General features: G+C 72.5%; 19 protein-coding genes. 8 read left to right on the forward strand and 11 right to left on the reverse strand.

Features of this window, described 5'->3' with window-relative positions; genetic code table 11:
- The first annotated feature begins 13 nt into the window (after positions 1 to 13).
- Positions 14 to 757: an SDR family oxidoreductase gene (locus tag AB0J58_RS31845; RefSeq protein WP_364222766.1), complete on the forward strand. Its 744-nt coding sequence runs from the start codon at positions 14 to 16 to the stop codon at positions 755 to 757.
- Positions 758 to 1,074: 317 nt separating this feature from the next.
- Positions 1,075 to 3,642, forward strand: a complete 2,568-nt coding sequence (locus AB0J58_RS31850) for a glycosyl hydrolase family 18 protein (RefSeq protein ID WP_364222769.1) — start codon at positions 1,075 to 1,077, stop codon at positions 3,640 to 3,642.
- A 261-nt stretch (positions 3,643 to 3,903) separates the two neighbouring features.
- Here AB0J58_RS31850 and AB0J58_RS31855 read toward each other — a convergent pair whose 3' ends face one another.
- From AB0J58_RS31855 to AB0J58_RS31875, 5 genes are all read right to left on the reverse strand, one after another.
- Positions 3,904 to 5,106 carry an FAD-dependent monooxygenase gene (locus AB0J58_RS31855; RefSeq protein WP_364222772.1) on the reverse strand — a complete coding sequence of 401 codons (1,203 nt, stop codon included), beginning with the start codon at positions 5,104 to 5,106 and terminating at the stop codon, positions 3,904 to 3,906.
- A gap of 103 nt (positions 5,107 to 5,209) precedes the next feature.
- Positions 5,210 to 8,380 (reverse strand): BTAD domain-containing putative transcriptional regulator, encoded by a 3,171-nt coding sequence (locus AB0J58_RS31860; protein WP_364222775.1) that lies wholly within the window; start codon positions 8,378 to 8,380, stop codon positions 5,210 to 5,212.
- Positions 8,381 to 8,461: 81 nt separating this feature from the next.
- Positions 8,462 to 9,241: an SDR family oxidoreductase gene (locus AB0J58_RS31865; protein WP_364222778.1), complete on the reverse strand. Its 780-nt coding sequence runs from the start codon at positions 9,239 to 9,241 to the stop codon at positions 8,462 to 8,464.
- Positions 9,242 to 9,267: 26 nt separating this feature from the next.
- The gene (locus tag AB0J58_RS31870) at positions 9,268 to 10,413 is read right to left on the reverse strand and encodes an acyl-CoA dehydrogenase family protein (protein ID WP_364222781.1); all 1,146 of its coding nucleotides are present in this window, start codon (positions 10,411 to 10,413) and stop codon (positions 9,268 to 9,270) included.
- A gap of 16 nt (positions 10,414 to 10,429) precedes the next feature.
- Positions 10,430 to 11,050 carry a flavin reductase family protein gene (locus AB0J58_RS31875; protein WP_364222784.1) on the reverse strand — a complete coding sequence of 207 codons (621 nt, stop codon included), beginning with the start codon at positions 11,048 to 11,050 and terminating at the stop codon, positions 10,430 to 10,432.
- Positions 11,051 to 11,275: 225 nt separating this feature from the next.
- On the opposite strand from AB0J58_RS31875, the gene AB0J58_RS31880 reads away from it, so the two are divergent.
- Together AB0J58_RS31880 and AB0J58_RS31885 are read left to right on the forward strand one after the other, a co-directional pair.
- On the forward strand, positions 11,276 to 12,433 hold the full coding sequence (locus AB0J58_RS31880; RefSeq protein ID WP_364222787.1) for an acetyl-CoA acetyltransferase: 1,158 nt from the start codon (positions 11,276 to 11,278) through the stop codon (positions 12,431 to 12,433).
- Positions 12,434 to 12,436: 3 nt separating this feature from the next.
- Positions 12,437 to 12,823 (forward strand): OB-fold domain-containing protein, encoded by a 387-nt coding sequence (locus AB0J58_RS31885; protein WP_343972124.1) that lies wholly within the window; start codon positions 12,437 to 12,439, stop codon positions 12,821 to 12,823.
- 186 nt (positions 12,824 to 13,009) lie between these two features.
- Here the strand turns inward: AB0J58_RS31885 and AB0J58_RS31890 are convergent, their stop codons facing one another.
- Positions 13,010 to 13,363, reverse strand: coding sequence for a hypothetical protein (locus tag AB0J58_RS31890; protein WP_364222791.1), 354 nt, complete (start codon positions 13,361 to 13,363; stop codon positions 13,010 to 13,012).
- 136 nt (positions 13,364 to 13,499) lie between these two features.
- Here AB0J58_RS31890 and AB0J58_RS31895 point away from each other — a divergent pair, with 136 nt between their 5' ends.
- The 3 genes from AB0J58_RS31895 to AB0J58_RS31905 all read left to right on the forward strand — a co-directional run bounded on the left by AB0J58_RS31895 (position 13,500) and on the right by AB0J58_RS31905 (position 15,860).
- On the forward strand, positions 13,500 to 14,246 hold the full coding sequence (locus tag AB0J58_RS31895; RefSeq protein WP_364222794.1) for a GntR family transcriptional regulator: 747 nt from the start codon (positions 13,500 to 13,502) through the stop codon (positions 14,244 to 14,246).
- Positions 14,247 to 14,560: 314 nt separating this feature from the next.
- Complete coding sequence (locus tag AB0J58_RS31900; protein ID WP_343972115.1) at positions 14,561 to 15,142, forward strand: GNAT family N-acetyltransferase; 582 nt, start codon at positions 14,561 to 14,563, stop codon at positions 15,140 to 15,142.
- A 43-nt stretch (positions 15,143 to 15,185) separates the two neighbouring features.
- Positions 15,186 to 15,860, forward strand: a complete 675-nt coding sequence (locus AB0J58_RS31905; protein WP_364222798.1) for a copper homeostasis protein CutC — start codon at positions 15,186 to 15,188, stop codon at positions 15,858 to 15,860.
- Positions 15,861 to 15,915: 55 nt separating this feature from the next.
- Here AB0J58_RS31905 and AB0J58_RS31910 read toward each other — a convergent pair whose 3' ends face one another.
- Positions 15,916 to 17,103, reverse strand: a complete 1,188-nt coding sequence (locus AB0J58_RS31910; RefSeq protein ID WP_364222801.1) for an aldolase — start codon at positions 17,101 to 17,103, stop codon at positions 15,916 to 15,918.
- A gap of 194 nt (positions 17,104 to 17,297) precedes the next feature.
- Here AB0J58_RS31910 and AB0J58_RS31915 point away from each other — a divergent pair, with 194 nt between their 5' ends.
- Positions 17,298 to 17,810: a hypothetical protein gene (locus AB0J58_RS31915; protein ID WP_364222804.1), complete on the forward strand. Its 513-nt coding sequence runs from the start codon at positions 17,298 to 17,300 to the stop codon at positions 17,808 to 17,810.
- Positions 17,811 to 17,860: 50 nt separating this feature from the next.
- On the opposite strand, the gene AB0J58_RS31920 is transcribed toward AB0J58_RS31915, so the two are convergent.
- From AB0J58_RS31920 to AB0J58_RS31935, 4 genes are all read right to left on the reverse strand, one after another.
- Positions 17,861 to 19,189, reverse strand: a complete 1,329-nt coding sequence (locus AB0J58_RS31920; protein WP_364222807.1) for an FAD-dependent oxidoreductase — start codon at positions 19,187 to 19,189, stop codon at positions 17,861 to 17,863.
- A gap of 289 nt (positions 19,190 to 19,478) precedes the next feature.
- Positions 19,479 to 21,068 (reverse strand): AMP-binding protein, encoded by a 1,590-nt coding sequence (locus AB0J58_RS31925; protein WP_364222810.1) that lies wholly within the window; start codon positions 21,066 to 21,068, stop codon positions 19,479 to 19,481.
- Positions 21,069 to 21,089: 21 nt separating this feature from the next.
- Positions 21,090 to 22,238 carry a hypothetical protein gene (locus AB0J58_RS31930; protein WP_364222813.1) on the reverse strand — a complete coding sequence of 383 codons (1,149 nt, stop codon included), beginning with the start codon at positions 22,236 to 22,238 and terminating at the stop codon, positions 21,090 to 21,092.
- The gene (locus tag AB0J58_RS31935; protein ID WP_364222816.1) at positions 22,235 to 23,302 is read right to left on the reverse strand and encodes an LLM class flavin-dependent oxidoreductase; all 1,068 of its coding nucleotides are present in this window, start codon (positions 23,300 to 23,302) and stop codon (positions 22,235 to 22,237) included. The genes AB0J58_RS31930 and AB0J58_RS31935 overlap by 4 nt, the downstream gene beginning before the upstream one ends.
- Positions 23,303 to 23,307 lie beyond the last annotated feature (5 nt).

Below are 23,307 nucleotides of genomic sequence, written 5' to 3' on the forward strand. Positions count from 1 at the left end.
AGTGGAGACCGGCATGGCGGTGCTGGCAGGCAAGGCGGCGGTGGTCACCGGAGGGTCGCGGGGCATCGGCCGGGCGATCGTGGAGCGCCTCGCCCGCGACGGGGCGGACGTGCTCTTCGGCTACGCGAGCGACACCGGCGCCGCGACCGAGGTCGAGCGGACGGTCAAGGAGGCGGGCGGGAGCGCCCGCGCCGTCCAGGCCGACCTGGCGGAGCCGGGCGCCGCCGAGCGGCTGATGGAGACCGCCGAGGAGCTTCTCGGCGGCCTCGACATCCTGGTCAACAACGCCGCGCTGAGCTTCACCCCGACCCCCATCGCGGAGACCACCGAGGAACTGTACGACCGCGCCATGGCGGTCAACGCCAAGGCCGCCTTCCTGACCATCCGGTACGCCGCCAGGCACATGCGCGACGGGGGGCGCATCGTCAACATCTCCACGCTCAACACCGTCCGCCCGGCACCGGGCATCGCCCCCTACGCGGCGAGCAAGGGCGCGCTCGAACAGCTGACCGCCGTCACAGCCCGCGAGCTCGGCGGCCGGGGCATCACCGTCAACACGGTCTCGCCCGGTGCCACGGACACCGATCTGCTGCGCGGCACCAACCCCGCGGCGGCCCTGGCCCAGGTCGCGGGCATGACCTCGCTCGGCCGCCTCGGCGAGCCCTCGGACATCGCCGACGTCGTGGCCTTCCTGGCGGGCCCGGACGGCCGCTGGCTCACCGGCCAGAACCTCCGCGCCGACGGCGGCCTCGGCTGAGGACGTAGGCGAGCGTCTTCCACCCGGTCGAGACCACTGCCGGCGGCCGGACCTTCCCGCGCCGCGTCCGGCCCCGTGCCGTGTCGTGCCTCGCGGCCGGCCGTCGCGCCGCCGGGTCGTTCCGCCTGATCGTCCGACCGCCCCTGTCCGTGGCCGGTGGCCTGACCTGACGGGCCTTCCGTTCCTGGGCGTCCGAGCGGGCGGCCGCACGGTCCGAGCCGTGCGAGAGGCGTTGTTTTAGGCCTTGTCGACCTGGGGCGCCGGAGTTACGATCCGCGTAATTATTAGGAAACTTTCCTAAATGGGAAGGTGTTCACGTGCGCCGATTAGCCTCCGCGCTGCTGGTTCTCGCTCTGGCAGCCACTTTCGCCGCCCTCTCGTCCCCCGCCTCGGCCGCCGCCCGGCTCACCGCGGCCTTCACCCTCACCGGCACCCAGGGCAAGTTCGTGGTGAGCAACCCCGGTACCACTCCGGTCACCGGCTGGTCGATCACCTTCGACCTGCCCGCGGGCATCACGGTCGGCGGTGCCCAGAACGCCACCACCACGCAGAACGGGACGCGGGTCAAGCTGACCCCCGCCTTCTACATCAACACGGTGCGGGCGAACGGCGACACCGAGCCGTACAGCCCCACCTTCACCCTCAGCGCGGCGGCCCAGCCGGTGAGCTGCACGATCAACGGCGCCAACTGCGACGGCAGCGGCGACCCACCCCCGCCGGACGCGCCGGTCACCGCCACCTACTCCGGTAGCGGGACGCAGGGCAGGTTCGTGGTCGCCAACAACACGGACGCCGCGCTCAACGGCTGGTCGATCACCTTCGACCTGCCCGCCGGAGTCACCGCGAGCGGCGCCCAGAACGGATCACTGAGCCAGAGCGGGCGCCAGGTCACGCTGAGCCCGGCCCACTACAACACGACGGTGGCGGCACGCGGTACCACCGAGCCGTACAGCCCCGCGTTCACGCTCAGCAGCGCGTCCGCCGAGCCGGAGAACTGCAGGATCAACGACGTCAGGTGCGACGGTGCCGCCGACACGCCGCCCGGCGCGCCCGGGAACCTGCGTTCGCCGGTCAAGACCACCAGAACCGTCTCGCTGGCCTGGGACGCCGCGACCCCCGGAAGCCTCCCGATCTCCGGCTACCAGGTCTACCGGGGCGCCGACCTCGCCGCGACGGTCACCGGGACGAGCACCACCGTCACCGGCCTGACCTCGAACACCGAGTACACGTTCACCGTGAAGACCAGGGACCGGAAGGGAACCCTCTCCCCGGCGAGCGCCGCGCTGAAGGTGACCACCAACAACGCCGGTGACGACACCCAGCCGCCGACCGTGCCCGCGAACCTGCGCGTCACCGGCAAGAGCTCCTCCGGCGTCTCGCTCGCCTGGGACGCCTCGACCGACAACAGGGGCATCGCCGGGTACGAGGTCCACACCGGCGCGACCCTGGCCACGACGGTGACCGGCACCTCGGCCACGGTCGCCGGGCTCTCGCCGTCCACCGAGTACACCTTCACCGTCAAGGCCCGTGACGTGTACGACAACACGTCGGCGGCGAGCGACGCGGTGAAGGCGAGCACCGACGACATCATCGGCAGCGGATACGCCAGGATCGGCTACTTCGTCCAGTGGGGCATCTACGGCCGTCAGTACTTCGTGCGCAACCTCGACACGACCGGCGCCGCCGCGAAGCTGACCCACCTCAACTACGCCTTCGGCAACATCGACCCGGTGAACCTGACCTGCCTGCAGGGCGTCACCAAGGGCACCACCGGCAACCCGCAGGACCCGAGCCAGGGAGACGGCGCCGGTGACGCGGACGCCGACTACGGAAGGCCGATGAGCGCGGCGCAGTCGGTGGACGGCGTCGCCGACACCGGCTGGGAGAAGCTGCGCGGCAACTACAACCAGCTCCGCAAGCTCAAGGCGAAGTATCCGAACCTCAAGGTGCTGATCTCACTCGGCGGCTGGACCTACTCCAAGTACTTCTCCGACGTGGCGGCCACCGACGCGGCCAGGAAGAAGTTCGTGAGCTCCTGCATCGACACCTACATCAAGGGGAACCTGCCGCTCTACAACGCCGCGGGCGGCCCCGGCAGCGCCGCCGGGATCTTCGACGGCATCGACCTCGACTGGGAGTGGCCGGGCTCGGAGGGCCACGCGGGCAACCACATCGGCCCGAACGACAAGGCGAACAACACGCTGCTGATCGCCGAGTTCCGCAGGCAGCTCGACGCCCTGACCCAGGAGACCGGCAAGCGCTACCAGCTCACCGCGTTCACCCCCGCCGACCCGGCGAAGATCGCCGCGGGCTGGGACCTGCCGGAGATCGCCAAGTCCCTGGACATCTTCAACATCCAGGGCTACGACTTCCACGGGGCGGGCAGCGACAACTCCTGGGAGCCCAACCGGGCCGGCCACCAGGGCAACCTGTACACCGACACCGAGGACCCGTACCCGTTCAAGTTCAGCGTGGAGAACGCGGTCGACGTCTACCTGCGGGCCGGGGTGAACCCGCGCAAGCTCACCATCGGTCTCGCCTACTACGGCCGGGGCTGGCAGGGCGTCGCAGACGGAGGCCGGTCCGGGGAGTGGCAGTCGGCCACCGGCGCGGCGCCGGGCCAGTTCCAGGACGAGGCGGGCACCCGAGGGTACGCCAACCTGCTGGCCGGCGTGCCGGGATGCGCTGTCAAGCACGACGAGCAGTCGGTCTCGACCTACTGCTTCACCGGCAACGGTGGCCAGTGGTGGACCTTCGACGACGCCTGGTCCATCGGTAAGAAGACCGCGTGGCTGCGGAGCAAGAACCTGCTCGGCGCGATGATCTGGGAGATGTCCGGAGACCCCGGCACCCTGACCACCGCCCTGGACGCGGGCCTGCGGTAACCGTTCCACCCGGCTCGCCGGGACGCCGCCACCCGGCTTACCGCGGGGCGACGTCCCGGCCCGCCACCCGCTGCCAGGCGGAGGGCGCCCCGGCAGCGTTCGGGCCCGCCGGAGGTGAGGAAGGGGAACCCATGAACGGTGTCGATCGTGTACAGACCGGCGAGGCCGCCGGGGGACCTGTCGGAGGCGGGCGACGACGGCCCGGGGAGACGTTCCGGGCACGGAGGTCGGCTCCGTTCGTACCGAAGGCAGCGGGACCGGTCAGCACCCGTAGTCCTTCAGGACGATGGCGTTCGCCGTCTTCCTGATGCTCTTGGCGATCAGTCCCTTCCACGGCACGTAGGGCAGCAGCTTGTAGTTCTGGTTGACGATCCAGGCCTTGAGACGGCTCTCCGGAACCATCCAGCCGCCCACTCCGTCCGCCGACTTCTGGCATCCCTTCGCGTACTCGCGCATGGCCTCCTCGTAGCGGGCGAAGCCCACCCGGTGGTCGCCGCCCGCCGCCGCCAGTTCCCCGGCGAGGACGTAGGCGCCGATCACGGCCAGGCCGGTGCCCATGCCCGACAGCGGTGAGGCACAGCAGGCGGCGTCCCCGAGCAGCACCGACCGGCCCTGGGACCAGCGGTCCATGTGGACCTGGCTGATCGAGTCGAAGTAGAAGTCCCGGGCGTCCCGCATCGCGGCCAGCAGCCGGGGGGTCTCCCAGCCGACGCCGGCGAACGCCTCGGCGAGGATCGTCTTCTGCTGCTCGACGTCGCGGCGGTCGTAGCTCAGCGACGGGGAGCCGAAGTAGAACATGGCCTTGGCCTCGGTGTTGCCCCGGGCGCTGTACATGGACACCAGCCTGCCGGGAGTGTTGTAGAGCTGCCCGGTGTGGTCGAGACCGAGGTGGTTGGCGGTGGTGAAGATCGCGCAGTACAGGCCCATCTCCTTCACGAACCGCGACTCCGGCCCGAACGCGAGCGCCCGGACGTTGGAGTGCAGCCCGTCGGCCCCCACGACCAGGTCGAACCGGCGCGGCGCACCCCGCTCGAAGGTGACCTGGACGCCCTTCGCGTCCTCGGTGACGGAGGTGACGGAGTCGTCGAAGACGTACTCGACGTCCTTTACGGTCCGCTCGTACAGGATGCGCGCCAGGTCGCCGCGGAGGATCTCCAGGTCGCCGCTGAAGACGTCGGCGGGCATGCTGGAGATCTTCCTGCCCGCCTCGTTGACGTACGACATCGCGCCCATGTTCGTCCGTTCCCGCCGGATGTCGGCCAGGATCCCCATCCGGTCGAGCACGCTGAGGTGCGCCTCGCCCCGAAAGTCGACCGCGTAGCCGCCGTCGCGGACATCGGGCGCCCGCTCCACGACCGTGGGGGTGAAGCCGTGGCGGTGCAGCCAGTAGGCCAGCGCCGGACCGGCGACACCGGCCCCGGAGATCAGGATGTTCTTGTTCTTCGGACGCGGTGTGGTGTTCATGCCGCGAGCCTGTCCGAGGGCGCTCACCGGAGGCTCACCGAAGGCTCACCGGACGCACGCCCTCGGGGACAGGGTGCCCGGCCCCGAGCCGGCCGCGAGCGGGTCAGCGGGGCCGGAGCATCTCGCGGTCGGTGGCGCTGTTGATCGGTGACGCCCGGATGACGGCCTCGGGGACACCGGCCAGGCGGAGCGCGTCCGCCGCGGGTGACAGGGTGCCCGCGTGGTGGGCGGCCTCGTACGACGCCTCGCCCAGCACGGCCCGCGCCGTGGCGGCCGTGCCGGAGACGTCGGGGTCGTCGGGGACGGCGACTCCCCGCAGGGAGACGGCCGCGCCGAGCAGCACGGCGGCGGTGGGGGCGTCGCCCTCCGACAGGGCGATCCGGGCCAGGGCCTCGACCGGGCGGGCGCTCTCGGTGATCGCCCCCGCCCCCACGGCGACCTCGACGGCCCGCAGGTACAGGGCTCGGGCATCGCCGAGGTCCCCGGAGACCTCGGCGATCCTGCCGAGCCCGAAGAACGCGCCCGTACGGCCTCCCGCGCTCTTCACCCAGTGGGTCTCGAAGCGTTCGAGCGCCTGCTCGTACAGTCCGCGCGCTCCGGCCAGGTCGCCCTCCAGCCGCGCGATGTCGCCGAGGCCGCGCAGCGCCGCGGCCAGATAGGTGGGGCTGCCCGCGCGGCGGGAGATCTCGGCGGCCCGCTCATAGTCGGCGCGCGCCCGCGCGAGGCCGTCGCCGGTCGGGTCCCGCTCCGCCCGCGCGGCCTGGACGAGGTAGTCGCCTCGGTTGCAGAGCAGGTCGGGAACGTCCTCGATGGCCCCGAGCCGCTCGGTGAGAGCGAGGGCCTCATCGGTCAGGGCGATCGCCTTTCCCTCCTCGCCGCGCAGCGCCGCCAGACCGGCCAGCGCGTCCAGTGCCAGCGAGGTCCCCCACCGGTCGCCCAGCGCGCGGAAGGCGTCCGCGGCCGAGGTGAACTCGTGCTCGGCCCGAGCCGGGTCCCCGTTCGAAAGCTGCGGGTAGCCCAGGAGCAGATGGACGACGGCGTGCTCCCAGGGGTCGGGCCCCGCCTGCCCGTGAGCGATCACCGAGAGCGCGGCGCTCGGGTCCTCCGCGCCGGAGGTGATCATCGGCCAGAGAAAAGTGATGACCGGATGGCGGTGCGGCCGCTCCCGGGCGACGACGATCGCCTCGGCCGTCGCGCGGTGGCGATCCCACGACTCCCGCCCACCGTCGCCGGCCGCCGCCGTCAGCGCGCAGAGCACGTACTCGTCCCCGAGCTCGGGGGGCGGGCTGTCACCGATCTCCTCCAGTAGCGTGACCGCCTGCGCCGTCGCCGAGACACGCATGCCGCGCATCCAGAAGTACGACGACAGGGCGGCGAGCAGGCCGAGGGCGAGCTCAACCTCCCGGGCCTCGACGGCACGGCGCAGCGCCGCCTGGAGGTTGTCGTGCTCGGCGACGAGGATCTCCAGCCACCGGAGCTGCTCGGAGCGCCGCAGGTGTGGATCCGCGGTCCGGGCCAGCTCCAGGAAGTGGTCCGCGTGCGCGCGCCGCAGGGCCTCCGACTCCCCGGCCACCTCCAGTTGCTCGGCGCAGTAGGCGTGGATCGTGTCGAGCATCCGGTAGCGCCCGCCGCCGACCTCCACCAGGGACTTGTCGGCCAGGGAGGCCAGCACGTCCTCGGCGTCGGGCACCCCGCAGACGCGCGCCGCGGCCTGTGCGGTCGCACCGCCGGCGAAGACGGTCAGGCGCCTGGCCATCACCTGCTCGTCTCCGGACAGCAGGTCCCAGCTCCATGCCACCACCGCGCGCAGTGTCCGGTGCCTGGCCTCGGCCCCGCGGCTGCCCCGGGACAGCAGGCGGAACCGGTCGTCCAGGCGGTCGGCGAGCTCGGGGAGCTCGTACGTGCGCGCTCTGGCCGCGGCGAGCTCGATGGCGAGCGGCAGCCCGTCGAGCTCGCCGCAGATCCGCCGCACGGCCTCGGTCCCGGCCCCGTCCAGGACGAGGCCGGGACGCACCGCCGAGGCCCGGTCGGTGAACAGCAGCGCGGCGGGGGAGGGGGCGAGCGGCCGGACCGGCCACAGGTTCTCGCCGGTGATGCCGAGCGGCTCCCGGCTCGTCGCCAGGACGCGCAGCTCGGGGCAGCCGGCGAGCAGCCGCGCGGCCAGCTCGGCGGCCGCCTCGACGACGTGCTCGCAGTTGTCGAGGACGAGCAGCAGCGGCCGGCCGGCCAGCGCCGCGAGCAGCCGGGAGACGGGCTCAGCCCCGGCGGGCATGGCGAGCAGCCCGCTCTCGCGCAGACCGAGCGCGGCGAGCAGGGCCTGCGGCAGCCGCCGTCCGTCAGGAAGCGGTGCGAGCTCGACGTAGCAGACGTCCGGCAGGCGCCTCGCGACCTCGATCGCCAGCCTGGTCTTGCCCGCCCCGCCGGGGCCGACCAGGGTGACCAGACGCGCGGTACCGAGCAGTCGGGTGACCTCGGCCAGATCCTCCGCGCGGCCCACGAAGCTGGTCAGCTGCGCCGGTGGTACGGGCGGCTGGAACGGCCGCTCGCCCCGCAGCAGCTCCTGGTGGACGGCCGCCAGCTCGGCCGAGGGATCCGCGCCGAGCTCGTCGGCCAGCAGCCGCCGGGTCTCCTCGAAGGCGAGCAGGGCCTCCGCCTGCCTGCCGCCCGCCTGCAGGGCGCGCATGAGGAGGACGCGGAGTCTTTCCCGCAGCGGATGGCGGGCGGCCAGCTCCTGCAACTCGGGCACCGCGGCCCGGTGCTCGCCCCGCCGCAGGTCGGCCTCGATCCGGTCCTCCAGGGCGCCGAGCCTGCGCTCCTGAAGCCGCAGGACCAGGGCCTGTACGGAGGAGGCGGCAGCGGCGTCGGCGAGCGCGGGCCCCCGCCACAGATCCAGGGCCTCCCGCAGCAGCACGGCCGCCCCCGTCGGGTCTCCGTCGCGCAGGGCCTGGCGCCCCTCGTCGGAGAGCCGTTCGAAGCGGTGGGCGTCGAGATCGCCGGGGCCGGCCGAGAGCCGGTAGCCCGAGGAGACGGCTTCGATCTCGACCTGGGGCCCCAGCAGTCGGCGGAGCCGGGAGACCTGCGACTGCAGGGCGTGTGCCGCCCCGTCCCGGGGGCGTGCGCCGTAGAGGTCGTCGACCAGGAGATCGGCGGTCACCACCTCCCCGGCGCGGGCGAGCAGCAGGCCCAGCAGCGCCCGCAGGGCGGGCCCGCCGACAGCCACCTCGCCGCCGTCGTCGTGCCACACCCGCGTGGTGCCCAGGATCCCGAACCGCATGGGGCAATTGTCGTCGCTCCCCGCCCTGCTGCGGGAGTCGCGGCGTGCGGGCCCTCTCGTTCACGGATGACCCGGCGCCCCCTAGGGGTGCCGGTCGGAGACCGAGACGACCTCGCCGGTCATGTACGTGGAGTACTCGCTGGCCAGGAAGACGATCACGTTGGCCACCTCCCACGGTTCCGCCGAGCGGCCGAAGGCCTCCCGGGAGGTCAGTTCGGTGAGCAGCTCGTCGGTGGTGACCTTGGCCAGGAAGGGGTGCATGACCAGCGAGGGGGCCACCGCGTTGACCCGGATGCCGTGCGGGGCGGCCTCCAGGGCGGCGCACCTGGTCAGGGCCATCACCCCGGCCTTGGCGGCCGCGTAGTGCGACTGACCCTCCTGAGCGCGCCAGCCGATCACCGAGGAGTTGTTGACGATCACTCCGGAGCCCCGGGGGACCATCCGCCGCAGGGCGGCCCTGGTACAGCGCATCGTGCCGGTGAGGGTCACCCCCAGGACGGTGTCCCACTGCTCGTCGGTCATCTCCACCAGCCGCGCCGTACCGCCCAGGCCCGCGTTGTTGACCACCACGTCCACCCGCCCGTGCGCCTCGGTCACCGCGTCGAACATGGCGCCCACCTCGGCCTCGGAGGTGACGTCGCAGGGCACCGCGAGCGGCTTGACCCCGCTCAGCTCGGCCAGTGCCTCGGCGGCCTCGCCGAGGCGCCGCTCGTGCCGGTCGGAGACGACCACGGTCGCGCCCTCCTCGGCGCAGCGCCTGGCGGTGGCGTACCCGATGCCCGTCCCGGCCGCCGCCGTGACCAGGACGACCTTTCCGTCGAGCAGGCCGTGGGCGCGGGGGTAGGGGGGAGGTGTCGCCATACGGGCTCCGTTCCGGTGGTCGTGTCTCAGCCCTTGGGCAGGCCCAGGGTGCGCTCGGCGATGATGTTGCGCTGGATCTCGCTGGATCCGGCGTAGATGGTGTCGGCGCGGCTGAACAGGTAGAGCCGCTGCAGCGCGTTGAGGTCGTACGGCGGGGCGTCGGCGACCAGGCCCGCGCGCCCCTGGACGGCCTGGGCCAGCTCGCCCAGCCGCCGGTGCCACTCCGACCAGTACAGCTTGCCGATCGACACCTCGGGTCCCGGCTCGCCCGCCGACAGCGAGGTCATGGTGCGCAACGCGTTGAGCCGCATGACGTCCAGCTCCAGCCAGGAGCGCACCAGCCGGTCGCGGAGCACCGGGTCCTCGGCGGCCCCGGTGCGCCTGGCGGTGGCCACCACCTCCGCGAACTCCCGCTGGAAGCCGATCTGCTGGCCCAGGGTGGAGGCGCCGCGCTCGTAGCCGAGGGTGGCCATCGCGATCCGCCAGCCCTCGCCGGGGGCGCCCAGGATGTTGCCCGCCGCGGTGCGGGCGCCGTCGAGGAAGACCTCGTTGAACTCGCTGGTGCCGGTCATCTGGAGGATGGGCCGCACCTCGATCCCCGGCTGGTCCATCGGGACCAGCAGGTAGGACAGGCCGCGGTGGCGTGCCGAACCGGGCTCGGTCCTGGCGAGCACGAAGCACCAGTCGGCCACGTGGGCCAGCGAGGTCCACACCTTCTGGCCGGTGACGACCCACTCGCCGTCGTCCAGGCGCGCCCGCGTCTGGACGCCCGCCAGGTCGGAGCCCGCCTCAGGCTCCGAGTAGCCCTGGCACCACAGCTCCTCGCCACGCTGGATGGGCGGCAGGAAGCGCCGCCGCTGCTCCTCGGTGCCGTGCTCCAGGATGGTCGGCCCGATCAGTCCCTCGCCGATGTGCCCGACCCGCGCCGGGGCGGCGGCGCGGGCGTACTCCTCGTGGAAGGCGACCTGGTCCTCCAGGGTGGCGTCCCGGCCTCCGTACTCTCCGGGCCAGCCCAGGCAGGTCCACCCGGCCTCGCCCAGCCGCCGCTCCCAGGCGAGCCGGACCTCGTGCCCCTCGTGCTCGCGGCCGGGCCCGCCCAGTCCCCGGGCGTGCGCGAACTCGCCCGTGAGGTTCTCCTCCAGCCAGGAGCGTGCCTCCTCGCGCAGGGTCATGGGGTGCCTCCAGGCATCAGGCGTGGAAACGGCCGTAGCCGCCCCTGAAGAAGAGCAGCGGGCCGCCGTCGCCATGGACACCGAGCCGGTGGACCCTGGCGACGACGATGACGTGGTCGCCCGCGGGGTGCTCCGCCTCGATCGAGCAGTCGATCCAGGCGAGGCTCTCCTCGATCACCGGGTTGCCGCCCGGGGAGACCGTCCAGTCGAGCCCGGCGAACTTGTCGCCGCCCCGGCCGGCGAGCGCGGCGCAGACCGGTTGCTGGTGCTCGGCGAGCACGTTGATCGTCTGGGTGCTGGCGGCGCGCAGGCGCGGCCAGCTCGTGCTGCTGTGGGCCACGCAGAAGGCCACCAGCGGCGGGTCCAGCGACACCGAGGTGAAGGAGTTGGCCGCCAGGCCGCACGGCTCGCCGGTGTCGGGGTCGATGGAGGTGATGGCCACCACGCCGGTGGCGAAGTGGCCGAGCACGGAGCGGAACCACCGGCCGTCCACGGCCCCGTTGCTCTCGGCTCCGCTGGACGGGCTCTGCGAAAGGCCACTCTGCATGGCGACTCCGTTGGCGGTGGTGCCGCACCCGGCCAAGGTGGCGCGGGGGTGGCCGGCGGTCTCCAGCAGCCGGGCCGCGTGAGTGGTCATGGTGCTACTCGCCTCCTCAATCGCGCCCGATCGGCCTCCGAGGGGGTTCGGCGGCGGACGGCGTCCTCCGCCGTCTGGCGCCATCTTACCAAGCGCTTGCTTGGATTGTAGGGGAGTGCCGGAAAAAGTCCCCGGCAGCCGTCCGGCCCGGGCCCGTCGTTGACATCGGTGATCGGCCCGGCCTAGCCTCTGGCCAAGCGCTTGCTTGTGATCGGAGGGTGGTACGTGGGTGGTTTCCGGGACCGCACGGCCGTCGCGGGCGTCGGGTACACCCGGTTCTCCAAGGACTCCGGGGTCAGCACCCTCACCCTGGCCTGCGAGGCCGTTCTGGCGGCCCTGGACGACGCGGGCCTGACCCCCGACGACGTCGACGGCATCGCCACCCACCGGGTCGGCGACTCCGCCGCGCCCTGCCTGGTCGGTCCCGCGCTCGGCATCCACGAGCCCTCCTGGTACCTCGACCAGTTCGGCGGCGGCAGCGTCTCCCACTCGGTGGTCGGCCAGGCGGCGCTCGCGGTCGCGGCGGGCGTCGCCGAGACCGTCGTCTGCTACCGGGCGATCAACGCGCGCTCGGAGTTCCGGATGGGCGGCACCGGCCGGGGGCTGCCGGTCAGTCCCGAGGTCCAGTACCAGGCGCCGTACGGCTACTTCGCGCCGCTACAGCAGTACGCGATGTTCGCCCGCGCCCACATGTCGAGGTACGGCACCCGTCCCGAGCACTTCGGCGCGCTGGCGGTCGTCCAGCGCGCCAACGCGGCCAAGAACCCCCGGGCGCTCATGCGCACCCCGATCACCCTGGACGACTACCTGGCGAGCCGGTGGATCGCCGAGCCGTTCCGGCTGCTCGACTGCTGCCTGGAGACCGACGGCGCCTGCGCGCTCGTCGTCACGAGCGCCGAGCGGGCCGCCGACCTGCGCAGGCCGCCGGTGCTCATCTCCGCCGCCGCGTGGGGAGGCGGCGACTCCTTCCTGTCCGGCGGCCGGGCGGACACCACGGTGACCAGCGCGGCCGAACTGGCCCCGCGCCTGTACCGCCAGGCGGGCGTCGGGCCCGCCGACGTCGACGTGGCCGAGATCTACGACTGCTTCACCTACTCGGTGATCGTGCAGTTGGAGGACTACGGCTTCTGCGCCAAGGGCGAGGGCGGCCCGTACGTCGCCTCGGGTGCCGTCGCGCCGGGTGGTGAGCTGCCGGTGAACACCCACGGCGGGTTCCTGTCGGAAGGGTACGTGCACGGCGTCAACCACATCGCCGAGGCCGTCTCACAGTTGAGGGGGGACGCGGGGGACAGGCAGGTGGCAGGGGCCGAGGTGGCGCTCTCCACGGCCCAGCCCGGCTACATCCTGCCCGCCACCTCGGCGCTGATCCTGCGGAAGGGGTGAGGGGTGCGTCCGGTTGCCGATCGCGACTCGGCGGAGTGGTGGAGGCGGACCGCCGGCGGGGAGTTCGTGCTCCAGCGGTGCGACTCCTGCGCCACGCCGCGCTTCCCCGCCCGCGCCTACTGTCACCGCTGCAGGACCCGCGAGTGGCACTGGGAGCCCGTCGCCCCGGCCGGCCGCGTCGAGAGCTGGATCGTCAGCCACCAGCCCTTCCTGGCCGGGGTGAGCGAGCCGTACACGGTGGTGATGGTGCGGCTGGACGAGGCGCCCGAATGCGTCATGTACGGCAACTGGCGCGGTGCGGAGCCGCCGGTCGCCGGCCTGCCCGTCCGGGCGTGCTTCAGAAAGGTGGACGAGGAGCTGTCGCTGATCGACTGGCGCCCGCTCGGCTGAGGCGCGTTCGCGGTGGGATCCCCTCATCAGGGCCGCGGCACGGGCGCGCCCCGGCGGGCCCCGTTCCCGCCGGCCGCGCTCCGGAGATGGGGAGCGCGCCCTGGCGGGCGTGGGGGACCCGCCAGGACGCGTTCCGCTCCGGCGCGACGGCGGAGGACCCCGGCGAGGGGTGGGGTCCTTCGCCGGCTAGTCGCGCTCGGAGTCTGTGTCGGCGAAGGCGCGGACCTGGTGGTCCGCCTCCTCCTCCGCGAGGTCGTCGTCAGGCGTGGGCCGCCGGTAGTGCTGCGAGATGAGGCGGGCCGCCCCAGCCGGGTCGTCGGCCGGATGCGAGGACTCAACGCCGTCCTCGTTCCAGATGAAGAGCCCGTTCTTGCACCAAACGGTTAGATCGGTCAGCACCGAGAGCACGGACATCCCGCTTCCGTTGCTCTGGTAGGTGTGGGTGAACCCCTGGCGGTGCAACGCGTAGCGCAGTAGACGCGTCGCCTCGCAGGGGTCGCGCCAGGGCGGGTACGGCGCGTCCACGCGGACCGACAGCACAGGCCTCCACCCCCTCGCTGACCTTTCGATGGATTTGTACCAACGATTGGATGATGCGGGTCTTGGGAGGTTGGGTCAAGGGGCTGTTCCCCGCTAGAACCAGATCGTCTAGTTTTGTTGGCACAAAGGGGACTTAATGGCGCGGTCAACGCTGTATCAACTGGTGGCCTCCGATCTGAGGAGGACCATCTACTCCGGTGCGCTCGGACCGGGGGATCAGCTGCCGACCGAGGCGGAACTCATGCTCGTGCACCAGGTGAGCCGGAACACCGTGCGGCTGGCTCTCGGCGAGCTCGTGAACGAGGGCCTGGTCACCCGCACCCCCCGCAGGGGCACCGTCGTGCGGGAGCGCCGTCCGCTGCTCATGTACCCCCAGCGCGAGTTGCAGCCGCGGGGCGAGGAGACCCTGGAGGCCTTCGCCTGGGCCGTCTCGCAGGAGGGGCGCGCGCCGAGCCAGGAGATCGAGGTCTCGATCGTGCGACCGGCCGAGGAGATCGCCAGCAGGCTGGAGCTCTCGGACGACGAGCTCGCCGTGGTCCGCCGCAGGCTGCGCTTCGTGGACGGCCAGCCGTACAACACCAACGACTCCTACTTCCCGCTGGCCCTGGTCGCCGACTCCGAGATCACCCGTCCCGGCGACATCAGGCGCGGGGCCAACAAGGTCCTTGAGGAGCTCGGCCACCGCCAGGTGCGGATGGTGGACGACATCTGGGCGCGGATGCCCAACAGCGCGGAGACCGAGCGGCTCCAGCTCCAGCTCGGCACGCCGGTCGTCGTCTACGTCCGGGTCGGTTACGACGCGGAGGACGTCCCCGTGCGCGTGGCGGTGTCGGTGCTGCCCGCGGACAAGCACCTGATCAGGTACGAGCTGGAAAGCCGTTGACATCTCGGTAACCGCCCTGACGGGCCGGCCTCCACTCCGTCCGCGCCGCGGACGCCCGGCGGGCCGCGCCCTCGGGGCGGCCGTTCCTCCTCCGCCCGGCGGTTTTCCGGCCGGGTGTTCTCTCACCCCGGCCGTCTCGCCCGAGGCCCCCCGGCCCGCGGCCCTCCCGCCCGCGCCGCTCACCCCGACCGGCGTCTCCCCGCCGCTCGCCCCCAGCCCCTAGGCGCCCGCCTAGCCCGACATGGGTGCCGTGCGCCATCAGGCGAACACGCTCCGTGTCAACTCGCGTACCGAACGCAACGAAGGGATGAACCATGCACTCGAACACCGCCAGTCCCACCACCGTGCGCCCGTTCACGCTGCGCAGGGCCACGGACGGTGATCTCGACGGGGTGCTCGCGCTCCTCGCCGAGACCGCCGGATGGCTGAACCGCCGCGGCGTGCGGCAGTGGCCCGCCGCCGGCTTCCCCGCCGAGCGCATCACCCCGCTGATCGACGAGGGCGTCATGTACCTGCTGGACGGGGAGGACGGGCCCGCCGCGACCCTCGCCCTGGACGCCCACGCCGACCCCGAGTTCTGGGCTCCGGGAGACGACCCGGGCTCGGCGCTCTACGTCCACAAGCTGGCCGTGGCGCGTGCCCACGCCGGCCGGGGGCTGGGAGAGGCGCTGCTCGACTGGGCGGGCCTGCGGGTCCTGGCCCTGGGGAGAAGATGGCTCAGGCTTGACTGCTCCAAGGACAACTCGCGGCTCCAGGACTACTATCGGGGACAGCGTTTCGCGCACCTCCGCACGGTCGACCTGTCGCATCGCGCCTCCGGCGCCCTGTTCCAGCGGCCGGGGGGCCTGCGCGTCCACGCGTCCGGTCTCGCGCTGTCCGTCCCCGAGCATGTCTGAACCACGGCGATCCCAGGGCAAACCCATCCGATAGCCTCCATTCATGACCGGATCCTTGCTTGAGGTGATCACGCTTGACGTGCGTGATGCCGTCGCGGCCGAAGCCGGTGGCGCCGATCGCCTGGAGGTCGTCGCCGACATGGCCGTAGGCGGGCTCACCCCGGCCGCGGAGACGGTCGCGGCGATCTCCAAGGAGTGCGCGCTGCCGCAGATGGTGATGCTGCGTGGCGAGGCCTCGTTCCTGGCCACGCCCGAGTCGCTGAAGACCCTGAGCCGCGAGGCCAGGGCACTCGCCGACGCGGGCGCGGCCGGGTTCGTGTTCGGGTTCCTCGACCGGGCGGGGGCGGTCGACCTGGCCGCCACCGAGGCGCTCATCCACGCGGTCGCACCGCTGCCCTGGACCTTTCACCGGGCGGTGGACCACGCGGCCGACACCCAGGCGAGCTGGCGTGCCGTCCGCCTGCTGCCCAATCTCGCCACCGTGCTCACCTCGGGCGCGCCCGGTGGCGTGGCGGACGGGCTGCCGCTGCTCAAGACCCGGTGCGAGGCGGGCGACGGCCCGCTGATCATGGCCGGGGGCGGGCTGAGGCCCGGCCACGTCGGGGCGCTGATGGAGTACGGCGTGCGGGCCTTCCACGTCGGCAGCGCCGTGCGGGCGTCCTGGTCGGAACCGGTCGACGAGCGCCGGGTCCGCCAGTGGCGGGCCCTGGTCGACTGAGGCGCACCAGGTCTCGCGGTGATCGGCCGGGAGTGCCGGGAGCCGGCGACCGAGGTCAGGCCGGTGGAGCCGGGTCGGCGCCCAGGGCCAGGTCGGCGCGGCGCAGGGCGGCGGTCATGGTCTTGATCGTGGCGGGCTCGTCCATCACGCCCTCGCCCGCCTCGCGCCGCTCCTGCCAGGCGCGCACCCGGTGGGTGTACTCCCGGTAACGGGACAGGTGGAAGGCGTAGACCGTCGCGTACCGGCTGACCAGGTGTGACGGGTGCATGTCCCAGCCCTGGTAGAAGCCCTGGCCCAGGGAGTGCCCGACCAGCTCCGCGTGGCGCCGCCACAGCTCCTGCACGGCACGCCGGTCATCCGAGGCAGGGGAGGCCGCCAGCGAACCGTCCGACAGTTCCACGCCGGTCCCGGCGAAGACCGTCCGCATGACGTTCCTGGCGTGATCGCAGACGGGATGGTCCAGCCGCTGCTCGTGCGGGGGCAGGGCGCAGCTCGCCGTGTAGTCGAAGACGCCGAAGTGCGCCGCGGCCAGCCTGCCCCGCAGGGAGGCGACCAGGCCGGAGTCGAGGAACAGCACCGTCTGCGGCGCCTCGACCTGGATCTCGAACCGGAGCGCGCCCTCGTCGAGGCCCAGCCCGTCCTCCAGTGCCCGCAGGCAGTCGGCGAACTGGTGAAGGTAGGCCCTCATCAGCACCTTCGGGAAGGTGACCACGAATCCCCCGGGCAGCCGCCCGACCCGCTCGACCACACCGGTGAGAAAGCCGTCCAGCGTCCTGAGGGAGCGGACCGGGTCGCCGTCGGCGAACGACTTCACCCGTAGACCCCAGCGGCGGGGGAGCGTTCCGGCCGCGTGCATGGCCGCGATCGCCTCGGCGGCGGCGGAGGCGTGACCGTCCTCCTCCGCGGGGCGCTGCCCGTACCCGTCCTCGAAGTCGACGCGCAGGTCCTCGACGGGCTCCGCACCGAGCTTGGCGGCCACCCGGCCGTGCACGTCTCCGGCGAGGTCCCCGCCCACGCCGAGGATCGCGGCCAGCTCGCCCTGCGGCAGGTGCCGCCGCATCAGCTCCAGCGCGGCGTCACCCCAGGCCCGCACCGTCCCGGCGTCGAACCGGTCCGCGGGGACGTAGACCGTGTGCACCGGCTGCCATCCGACCGGCCCGTACGGGTACAGCGCCGACTGCTCGAGGTGGACCCGCTCGAAGCCCGGGATCAGGGCGGACGGGTCGGCGAGCGTGACGCGCATGCTGGTGCTCCTCTGCGGACGTGTCGCTGTGGACGTGCCGTTTCGAACGCACCTTAGCCGCAGCCGTTCGCCGCCGGTCACCCCCGTCACCGTCGCCCCGAACCGATCAGCGGTCTCAGCCGGTCCCAACCGGATCACAAGTCACCATGGTTAAACTTTGCCGTCGGAGTTCGATCACTCGGCGATGGGATGACATGAACAGACTCAAGGGACTCTCCGCGCTGGCCGGGTCCCTGCTGGCCGTACTGCTGATGACGCAGGCGGCTCCGGCCGCCGCGGCGGCCGCGCCCGCGAAGCCCAAGGTGGCCGTGACGGTGAAGGCGGGTCCGGCCAAGCACACCGGTAAGTGCCCGGTGACCGTCGGCTTCACGGCGAAGATCAAGGTGAGCGCGCCCACCGTGGTGGCCTACCGCTGGCTCAGGGGCGACGGCTCCAAGAGTGCCGTGAAGACCGTCAAGGTGAACGGGACGAAGACCTTGAAGGATCGCGCCACCTTCCGCGGCGACCTGAAGGGCTGGCAGGCGCTCCAGGTGCTGAGCCCGCGCAAGGTCGTCTCCAAGAAGGCGAACTTCGTGATCTCCTGCGCGCCGCAGAACGGCGGCGGCGGCGGTGACAACGGTGACGGCGGTGACGGCGGCGTCGACCCGCAGGGCCCGGCGGAGGGGCAGGGCCCCGACGCTTCGGGTGGCGAGCAGAGCGGCGAATAACGTTCTGGCCGCGGCCGCGCCCCGGTTCTCCGGGCGTGGCCGCGGCCGCGTCATTGACGGCCGCAGGCGGTGAGCATGGCGGCGAGACCGAGGAGTTTCACCCGCTCGCCCCGGTCGAGGGACCTGGCCAGTGTCGCCTCGGCGGCCTCGATGTCCAGCCAGTGCTCGTAGGTGATCGGCGAGATGCCCCGGGAGGCGAGAAGCTCGTCCGGGTCCGTGCGGTGTACCGGATCGCGGCCGGCGAGATCGGCGAGGAGGGTGCGGACCGTCTCGGCGGCGTCGGACTTGTTGGTGCCGATCACACCGCTGGGACCACGCTTGAGCCAGCCCGCCACGTACTCGCGGTCGCGGACCCGGCCGGCCTCGTTCGGCACGGTCATGGTGGCCTCGGAGAAGGGAACGCCGGGCAGCGGCACGCTCTGGTAACCGACCGAGCGCAGCACCATGCCGACCGGGAGGGTCTCGAACTCGCCGGTACCGACCACCCGGCCGTCCAGCAGCCGGGTTCGCTCCAGCTTGAGCGCCTCCACCCGTCCCTCGCCGAGGATCTCCACCGGACGCATCCAGAACCGCACGTCCAGCCGCCGGGGACGGCCCGTCAGGCCGCGGGCCGCCCAGCTCTGCAGGACCTCGACGTTGCCCCTGATCTGCCGGGACGCCGTCGAGACGTCCGCGGCGCTCTCCTCGGGCCGCACCTGCACGTCCGCGTTGGCCAGTTCGCCCAGCTCCCTGAGCTCCTTCAGGGTGAACTTGGCGTGCTCGGGCCCCCGGCGGCCGATCATGTGGATGGCCTTCACCTCGCTGGCGGCCAGCCGGTCGAGCACCTCCTGCGGCACGTCGGTGGCGCGCAGCTCGTCGGCGGTCTTGGCCAGGACGCGCACCACGTCGACCGCCACGTTCCCCACGCCGACCACCGCGACCTCGGGGCTGTCGAGGACGAAGCGGTCACCGGGCATGTCGGGATGGCCGCAGTACCAGTTGACGAAGTCGGTGGCGGCCACGCTGCCCGGCAGGTCCTCGCCGGGGATGCCCATCCGCCGGTCCACCATCGCGCCGGTGCAGTAGACCACGGCGTCGTAGCAGTCGAGCAGATCGGTGACGCCGATGTCCTTGCCGAACTCGACACCGCCGAGGAACCGCACGTCCGGAAGCTCCAGCACACCGCGCAGGTAGCCCGCTATCGACTTGATCGAGGTGTGGTCGGGGGCGACCCCGTAGCGCACCAGCCCGTACGGGGTCGGCAGCCGCTCCAGCACGTCCACCCGCAGGGGCACGGTGGCCTGTTTCCGCAGGGCCTCGGCCGTGTAGATCCCGGCGGGCCCCGACCCCACGATCGCGACTCTCAGCGACACATCGCCTCCCAGGGTGCTGGCGCTCATGACGCGATTCTCCATTACCGGTGCCCGCCGGGCCAGTCTCGGCGGTCCGTTGTGATCGAACCGGTCATCCGGCACGGGGCCCCCGGCGGATACGTTTCCAATATCTCCGAACATTCCCTGCGCACACGGTGTTCCCGGTGTTCCCGGTGTTCCCGGCGGGCCCGGTCTCCCGCGGGAGCATGTGCCCCGGAGGTTCTCCGCATTCCCCGGGAAACTCCCCGCGAGGACGTGCCGCCGAGACGCCCGCTCCCGTGCGCCGGCCCGTTCCCGGGGCCTGCTCGCACGCTGTCTACGGGGTCGTCCGCGCGCGCAGGGCGCGTTTGTCTATCTTCCCGTTGCCGGTGACGGGAAGGGCGTCGACCACGACCACCCGCCTGGGCACCTTGTAGTTGGACATGTTGTCGCGGGCCCAGGAGATGACCTTCTCCGGCTCGACGGCCGCCCCCTGCCTCGGGACCACGAACGCCCAGCCGACCTCGCCCATCCGCTCGTCGGGCACCGCGACCACCGCGGCCTGGTCCAGGGAGCCCTCCCGCAGCAGGAGTCCCTCCACCTCGGCGGGGGAGACGTTGAACCCCCCGGCGATGAACAGTTCCTTCTTGCGGTCCACGATCGCGAGGTCGCCGCGGGCGTCGAGGGCGCCGATGTCGCCGGTGTGCAGCCAGCCGTCCCTGATCACCTCGGCCGTTCTCTCCGGCTCGCCCCAGTAGCCGCGCATGACCCCGTACCCGCGGACGAGGACCTCGCCGCGCTCGCCGCGCGGCACCTCCCGGCCGTCGTCGTCGACGATCCGCACCTCCATGCCCGGCACCGGGCGGCCCGTGCTGCCCGCGACGACCTCGACGGGGTCGTCGGCCCTGGTCATGGAGACGACCGTGCCCTCCATCAACCCGTACGCGTTGATCATGCGTTCCAGGCCGATCCGCTCCAGCAGCCTGCGTATCAGCTCGGCGGGGACGGAGGCCGCACCGCAGATCGCCACGCGCACCGAGTGCTCGCCGATCTCGGTCTCCTCCAGCAGCCGGTGGAACAGCGTCGGAGGCCCGGCCAGGATCGTGATCCCGCCGTCGCGGATCAGGGCGGCCAGCCGGTCGGGGCCGAACGTGGCGATCGGCATCATCGTGGCCCTGCGCATGACCGAGGCCAGCAGCCCGGCGTTGAGCCCGAAGCCGTGCGCGAACGGGGCGATCACCGGGTAGCGGTCGCCGGGGCCGAGCGTCACGATCTCCGCCCAGTCCCAGTAGCCGCGCAGCATCCGGCCGTGTTCGAGCATCACGCCCTTGGGCGTGCCCGTGGTGCCCGAGGTGGAGATGATCTCGCACAGGTCGTCAGGTCGTACGGCCAGCGCGCGCTCCTCGGCCTCTGCGCGCCCGATGAGGGAGCCGGCGGCGAGCACCTGCGAGGGCTGCGCCGAGCCGGGCCGCTCCAGTCCCTCGGGCACGATCGAGTGCCGCAGGTCCGGCAGGCCGGCGAAGGGCAGGCCGCCGCCCGTCTCACCGGCGGCCTCGGCCAGCAGGTCGGCCGGCACGGCGCCGTCGTGACCGTGCCCGGTGATCAGCACGCTCGCCCCGGTCGAGCGGAGCGTCGCGGCGGCCTCGATGCCCTTGTAGCGCGACGACAGCGGTACGAGCACCGCGCCGGCGTCCCAGACGCCGAACGCGGCGATCACCCAGTGCGCGTCGTTCGGGCCCCAGACGGCGACCCGGTCGCCCGGCAGCACGTCCAGTGCGATCAGGCCCCTGGCGACCTCGCCCGCCCGGTCGCGCAGCTCGGCGAGGGTCAGCCGGACCGTCCCGTCGTCCACGACGACGTCCGAGGGATGATCGTCGGCCAGGGCGCGGAGCATGCGGGGAATCGTCCGCCAGCCGGGTACTTCCATAGCGGTCGCGCCTTTCGTGGATCAGCGGGCGATGGCTGTGCGATCCCTGCCCAGGTGGTGGCCTCGCGTGTCGTTCACCACGCCGGGGGAGACCGTCTCCGAGATCCGGTCGGAGATCTCGACGGCGATCGTGACCGGGGTGAGCGCCTTGAGCGACTGCTGCAGGCGCGACCTCCACATGGGATTCCCGACCAGGCTCTCCCGCTTGAAGGTCACGGTCAGGACCGCGGCGTCGAGCGTGCCCTGCCGCGAGACGCCCAGCTCCCAGCCGGAGACTCCGTCGATCTTGTTGATCGCCCGCTGGATCCGGTTCAGCGACACCCACACCCCGCGCACCAGCACGTGGTCGCCGACCGTGTGCTCGGGGGCGGGGATCGCCTCACCGCCGGAGACCCGGACCACCTGGCCGGTGCGCACCGCCTCCCCGGCCCGCGCGCCGGCGACGACCAGCTCGGCCGGCCCCGAGGCGTACGGCGGTGCCTGCAGCTCGTCCTTCTCCAGCGGGGCCAGGCCCACCGAGCCGGGCACGAGCAGGGTCAGCGGCGCCGACTCCGAGGACCGCCAGCCCAGCGGCACCGCGGTGAACGGCGAGCAGTAGACCTCCGTCACCCGTGCCCCGAACTCCGTCGCCAGATGCGCCATCGTGCGGCGCGAGGCGATCTCCCCGGTCAGCACGACGTGCCGCAGGCCCAGGTCCAGCGGGTCCAGCAGGAACTCCAGGTGCAGCCGGGCCAGCAGGTCCATCGCGCCGGTCGGCGTGATCACCAGGGTGGTCGCGCCCAGCGACTCCAGCGCGTGGTGCAGCCTGAGCCTGCCCCGGGGGCCGACGGAGGCGCCCGCCGCCGCGACCTCGGCGGCGGCGCGCGCCCACTGCGGGCCCGCCAGCTCGCCGTCGCCCGACAGCGCCGCCACCACCCGGTCCCGCCCGTCCACGCCCGCCGCCCGCAGTGCGGCGGCGTAGGCGGCGGTCAGCTCGCCCACCTCGCCCGCGGGGGTCACGCTGCCGGCGTCGGCGGAGACCAGCAGCAGCCCGGACGCGCTACGGCCACCGGCGGCGAGGTCGTCCCTGGTCAGCCATACGGAGGGCGCGCCGATCGGGACGGTTCCCGCGGGCGCCGCGGTCGAGGCGGGCGCGGCACCGTCGTCGCGGGCCGCCGGGTTCGTCGTCAATTGATCACCTCGGTCATGAAAAGCCGCATCGACTCGCAGACGTGCTCGTGGGCGAGGCCGCCCACCTGTGCCTGCAGGATCAGGTCGGTGGCCCCGGCCTCGGCGATGCGGGCCGTGGCCTTCCGGGAGCCCTCCACGTCGTCCACCACGACCATGTGGTGCTCGCGGAGCGTGGCCATGGCCTCATCGGGAGGCATGCCGGCCGCGAGCTGGCCCAGGACCTTGTGGGTGGCGTGCCGGGCGTCGTAGTAGTCGGGAGGGGTGACCAGGTTGACCTGGCGCCGGATGTACCACAGGACCGGGTCGGAGGCGATCTCGAACGCCCGTTCCTTGGTGCCGCCGACGAACCACGGGATCATCAGCGCGACCCGCCGGCTGTCGGGGTCGAAGCCGTTGTCGGCCAGGCACTGCCGGTAGCTCGCGATGTCCTCGGCGACGTCGTCGAGGCCCTTGAGCATCGTCATGCCCAGCAGGTTGTAACCGTGCCTGGCCGCGGCCAGGTAGCCCTCCAGGGAGGTGGACGCCACCCACACGGGAGGGTGCGGCACCTGGGCCGGCCGGGGGTAGACGGAGACGTCGGGGATCTCGAAGAACTCGTTGGACCGGCTGATCGGCTCGCCGTCGGCGTTCCAGATGGCGAGGGTGGCCTCCAGCGAGTCCTCCCAGATCTGCCGCGACCTCTCGAAGGGCTTCTGGAACGCCTGGTACTCCAGCGGGGACGCGCCCCGTCCGGTGCCGAACTCCACCCGGCCGCCGGAGATGACGTCGAGGGTCGCGACGCGCTCGGCGGTCCTGATGGGCGACTGGAAGGGCAGCAGCACCACGCCCAGGCCGAGGTGGATCCGCTCGGTGCGCTGGGAGACGGCGGCCAGCACGAGGTCGGGGGCCGAGGAGTGGGAGAAGCCCCGGGTGAAGTGGTGCTCGACGAACCACGCGGTGTCGAACCCCAGCCGGTCTCCGAGGACCACCTGGTCGATCACGTTGCGGAACGCCTGCTGTTCGACCTCCCGGGAGCGTCCGCGGACCTCCAGTTCGTAGCCCAGGCTGATCCTTAGGGACGTCATCCACG

The sequence above is a fragment of the Streptosporangium sp. NPDC049644 genome, from assembly GCF_040675205.1.
GTDB classification, from domain to species: Bacteria; Actinomycetota; Actinomycetes; order Streptosporangiales; family Streptosporangiaceae; genus Streptosporangium; species Streptosporangium fukuiense.

What these genes read in the sequence shown, in the direction of transcription:
- AB0J58_RS31845 (WP_364222766.1), top strand. Translation starts at nt 14, where the DNA reads ATGGCGGTGCTGGCAGGCAAGGCGGCGGTGGTCACCGGAGGGTCGCGG.
- AB0J58_RS31855 (WP_364222772.1), bottom strand. Translation starts at nt 5,106, where the DNA reads ATGAACACCACACCGCGTCCGAAGAACAAGAACATCCTGATCTCCGGG.
- AB0J58_RS31860 (WP_364222775.1), bottom strand. Translation starts at nt 8,380, where the DNA reads ATGCGGTTCGGGATCCTGGGCACCACGCGGGTGTGGCACGACGACGGC.
- AB0J58_RS31865 (WP_364222778.1), bottom strand. Translation starts at nt 9,241, where the DNA reads ATGGCGACACCTCCCCCCTACCCCCGCGCCCACGGCCTGCTCGACGGA.
- AB0J58_RS31870 (WP_364222781.1), bottom strand. Translation starts at nt 10,413, where the DNA reads ATGACCCTGCGCGAGGAGGCACGCTCCTGGCTGGAGGAGAACCTCACG.
- AB0J58_RS31875 (WP_364222784.1), bottom strand. Translation starts at nt 11,050, where the DNA reads ATGACCACTCACGCGGCCCGGCTGCTGGAGACCGCCGGCCACCCCCGC.
- AB0J58_RS31895 (WP_364222794.1), top strand. Translation starts at nt 13,500, where the DNA reads ATGGCGCGGTCAACGCTGTATCAACTGGTGGCCTCCGATCTGAGGAGG.
- AB0J58_RS31900 (WP_343972115.1), top strand. Translation starts at nt 14,561, where the DNA reads ATGCACTCGAACACCGCCAGTCCCACCACCGTGCGCCCGTTCACGCTG.
- AB0J58_RS31905 (WP_364222798.1), top strand. Translation starts at nt 15,186, where the DNA reads ATGACCGGATCCTTGCTTGAGGTGATCACGCTTGACGTGCGTGATGCC.
- AB0J58_RS31910 (WP_364222801.1), bottom strand. Translation starts at nt 17,103, where the DNA reads ATGCGCGTCACGCTCGCCGACCCGTCCGCCCTGATCCCGGGCTTCGAG.
- AB0J58_RS31915 (WP_364222804.1), top strand. Translation starts at nt 17,298, where the DNA reads ATGAACAGACTCAAGGGACTCTCCGCGCTGGCCGGGTCCCTGCTGGCC.
- AB0J58_RS31920 (WP_364222807.1), bottom strand. Translation starts at nt 19,189, where the DNA reads ATGAGCGCCAGCACCCTGGGAGGCGATGTGTCGCTGAGAGTCGCGATC.
- AB0J58_RS31925 (WP_364222810.1), bottom strand. Translation starts at nt 21,068, where the DNA reads ATGGAAGTACCCGGCTGGCGGACGATTCCCCGCATGCTCCGCGCCCTG.
- AB0J58_RS31935 (WP_364222816.1), bottom strand. Translation starts at nt 23,302, where the DNA reads ATGACGTCCCTAAGGATCAGCCTGGGCTACGAACTGGAGGTCCGCGGA.